General features: G+C 64.6%; 2 protein-coding genes and 1 pseudogene. All 3 read left to right on the top strand.

The genetic code is table 11. The annotated features are described in order from the left end of the window. Window positions 1-537, top strand: a pseudogene (locus Q0S71_RS06255) (ornithine carbamoyltransferase); the annotation flags it as partial. A 45-nt stretch (window positions 538-582) separates the two neighbouring features. Beyond that, entirely contained in the window at window positions 583-1,815 is a 1,233-nt protein-coding gene (locus Q0S71_RS06250; RefSeq protein ID WP_295992965.1) for an argininosuccinate synthase, read from the top strand. A 165-nt stretch (window positions 1,816-1,980) separates the two neighbouring features. Beyond that, the coding region (locus Q0S71_RS06245; RefSeq protein ID WP_295992964.1) for a CHASE3 domain-containing protein at window positions 1,981-3,347 on the top strand (1,367 nt) is incomplete at its 3' end.

Here is a 3,347-nt window from a genome sequence, read left to right as displayed (position 1 = left end):
CACCATCCCTGCCAGGTGTTCGCCGACATCTTCACCTACTACGAACACCGCGGCCCCATCGCCGGCAAGACCGTGGCCTGGATCGGCGACGCCAACAACATGCTCTACTCGTGGCTGCAGGCGGCCGAGGTGTTCGGCTTCCACGTCCACGTGTCGACGCCGAAGGGCTACGACATGGACATGTCGCTGGTGTCGACCGACCGCTACACCTTCTTCGCCAACCCGTCCGACGCCTGCGCCGGCGCCCACCTGGTCAACACCGACGTCTGGACCAGCATGGGCTACGAAGAAGAAAACGCGGCCCGCATCGCCGCCTTCGACGGCTGGATCGTCGACGGCGCGAAAATGGCGCGCGCCGCGCCCGACGCGCTGTTCATGCACTGCCTGCCGGCCCACCGCGGCGAGGAAGTGGCCGCCGAGGTGATCGACGGACCGCAATCGGTGGTGTGGGAGGAAGCGGAAAACCGCCTGCACGTGCAAAAGGCGCTGATCGAATACCTGCTGATCGGCCGTGTCGAAGCCGACGCCGAAGCCTAAAACCCCGCATCAAGAATCGACTTTTTACAGAAGAATGGAATGAGCATGAGCGACATTAAAAAAGTAGTCCTGGCCTACTCGGGCGGCCTCGATACCTCCGTTATCCTCAAGTGGCTGCAGGATAACTACCAGTGCGAAATCGTCACCTTCACGGCCGACCTGGGCCAGGGCGAGGAGCTGGAACCGGCGCGCGCCAAAGCCATCAAGTTCGGCATCAAGCCGGAAAACATCTACATCGACGACGTGCGCGAAGAATTCGTGCGCGACTTCGTCTTCCCCATGTTCCGCGCCAACACCGTCTACGAGGGCGAATACCTGCTCGGCACCTCGATCGCGCGGCCGCTGATCGCCAAGCGCCTGATCGAGATCGCCAACGCCACCGGCGCCGACGCCATCTCGCACGGCGCCACCGGCAAGGGCAACGACCAGGTGCGCTTCGAGCTGGGCGCCTACGCGCTGAAACCGGACGTGAAGATCATCGCGCCGTGGCGCGAGTGGGATTTGCTGTCGCGCGAAAAACTGCTGCAGTACGCGCAGGACGCCGGCATCGACATCGACATGAAGCACAAGAACGGCGGCGCGCCGTATTCGATGGACGCCAACCTGCTGCACATCTCCTTCGAAGGCCGGCACCTGGAAAACCCGAGCGCCGAAGCCGAGGAATCGATGTGGCGCTGGACCGTCAGTCCGGAAGCGGCGCCGAACGAAGCCGAGTACCTGGACATCGAATACGAGCGCGGCGACATCGTGGCCCTGAACGGCGTGCGCATGTCGGCCGCCACCGTGCTGACGGAACTCAACCGCCTGGGCGGCAAGCATGGCATCGGCCGTCTGGACCTGGTCGAGAACCGCTACGTCGGCATGAAGTCGCGCGGCTGCTACGAAACCCCGGGCGGCGCCATCATGCTCAAGGCCCACCGCGCCATCGAATCGATCACGCTGGACCGCGAAGTGGCGCACTTGAAGGACGACCTGATGCCGCGCTACGCCTCGATGATCTACAACGGCTACTGGTGGGCGCCGGAGCGCGTCGCGCTGCAAACGCTGATCGACCACACGCAGGCGAGCGTCAATGGCTGGGTGCGCGTCAAACTGTACAAGGGCAGTGTGTCCGTGGTGTCGCGCGACTCCAAGACCGACTCCCTATTTGATATGAACATCGCCACCTTCGACGAAGACGGCGGCGCCTACAACCAGGCCGACGCCGGCGGCTTCATCAAGCTCAATGCGCTGCGCATGCGCATCGCGGCGATCGCGCGCCAAAAGCGCGGCCAGTAACTAGCAAGTCATGCAGGAACCGGGGCCGCGCCAGCTGCGCCCCGTGGTTAAAGGGCCGCTTTCGAGCGGCCTTTTTTTGCGCCGAAAAAACGACAGCCGCCTCTCGCGCGGCGCGCGACAAGGTGATACATTGCTCCGGTACGCACGCCATGCTTCGGAGACCTCATGATCAAAGACCTGCGCATCAAGAATAAACTGGCGACCGGATTTGGCCTCATCGTCGCCATCATCCTGTTGCTGCTCGCGCTGGCCTACATCAATTTCGGCAAACTCTCGAACGCCAACCGGTGGGACCGGCACACACTGGAAGTGCTGCTGGAAGTGGACCACATCGAAAACGCGCTGCTGCAAATCCAGACCGCCAACCGCGGCTTCATGCTGACCGGCGACGAGAGCATCGCCGCGCCGATGCCGCAACAGGAGGCGGCGGCCTACCTCCATCTCGACCAGGTGGCCCACCTCACCATCGACAACGCCTCGCAACAGCAACGGCTGGCCACACTGCGCCCCCTGGTCGACGAATGGATCAATCGCGTGATCCATCCGCTGGTCGAGAAGCGCCGGCTGTTGAACCAGACCGTCGGCATGTCGATGCAGGCGGCGACGGTGGCCGACATCGTCAACGGCTCCAAGACCATGGCCGAAATCCGGCGCCAGATCGCCGACATCGGCAGCGAGGAAAACCGCCTGCTGGCGATCCGCTCGACCGAGCTGCGGGAACTGCGCCGCATGATGATGCTGGTGCTGACGGCCGGCGGCATCACCTGCGTGGTGCTGGCCGCGCTGATCGGCTACCTGCTGTCGCGCGCCCTGCTGCTGCCGCTCAACCAGCTCACCGACACGGCCGGCAAGATCGCCGCCGGCCGCCACGACGCGCGCGTCGACGTGCTGTCGCGCGATGAACTGGGCCAGGTCGCCATCGAATTCAATCGCATGGCCCAGGCCATGCAGGACAATCTGGCCCAGGAGCTGGCCGCCACCGGCGCGCTCAAACTGAAAGTCGACGCGCTGCTGGCGGTGGTGTCGAAGGCCGCGTCGGGCGACCTGACCGGCCACGTGTCCATCACCGGCGGCGACGCCATCGGCCAGCTGGGCGCCGGCCTGGCGCGCATGTTCGATAATTTGCGCAGCCTGGTGAGCGACGTGCAAAAGGCCGGCATCCAGGTGACGACGGCGGCCACCGAGATCGCCGCGTCGGCCCGGCAGCAGGAGGCGACCGGCATCGAACAGGCCCAGACCAGCGTGGAAATCCTCAGCACCACCCGCGAGATTTCGGCCAATACCACGCAGCTGCTCAAGGCCATGGAGGACGCCACCGCCGTCGCCGACTACACCACCAGCGCCACCGCCGAGGCGCAAAGCAACCTCCAGCGCATGGACGGCACCATGCGGCACATGGTCTCGGCCACCGACTCGATCAACGCCAAGCTGGCCGCGCTGTCCGAGAAGGCGTCGAACATCAACAGCGTGCTGGTGACGATCACCAAGGTCGCCGACCAGACCAACATCCTGTCGCTGAACGCCGCCATCGA

Source organism: Rugamonas sp. (assembly GCF_025354735.1).
GTDB lineage: Bacteria > Pseudomonadota > Gammaproteobacteria > Burkholderiales > Burkholderiaceae_D > Rugamonas.
Note: the sequence above shows the minus strand (reverse complement) of the source record. Positions and strands in the feature narration are given on the sequence as shown.

Bases quoted from the DNA above. Each gene is read 5' to 3' on its own strand.
- Q0S71_RS06250 (WP_295992965.1), top strand. From the start codon at position 583: ATGAGCGACATTAAAAAAGTAGTCCTGGCCTACTCGGGCGGCCTCGAT.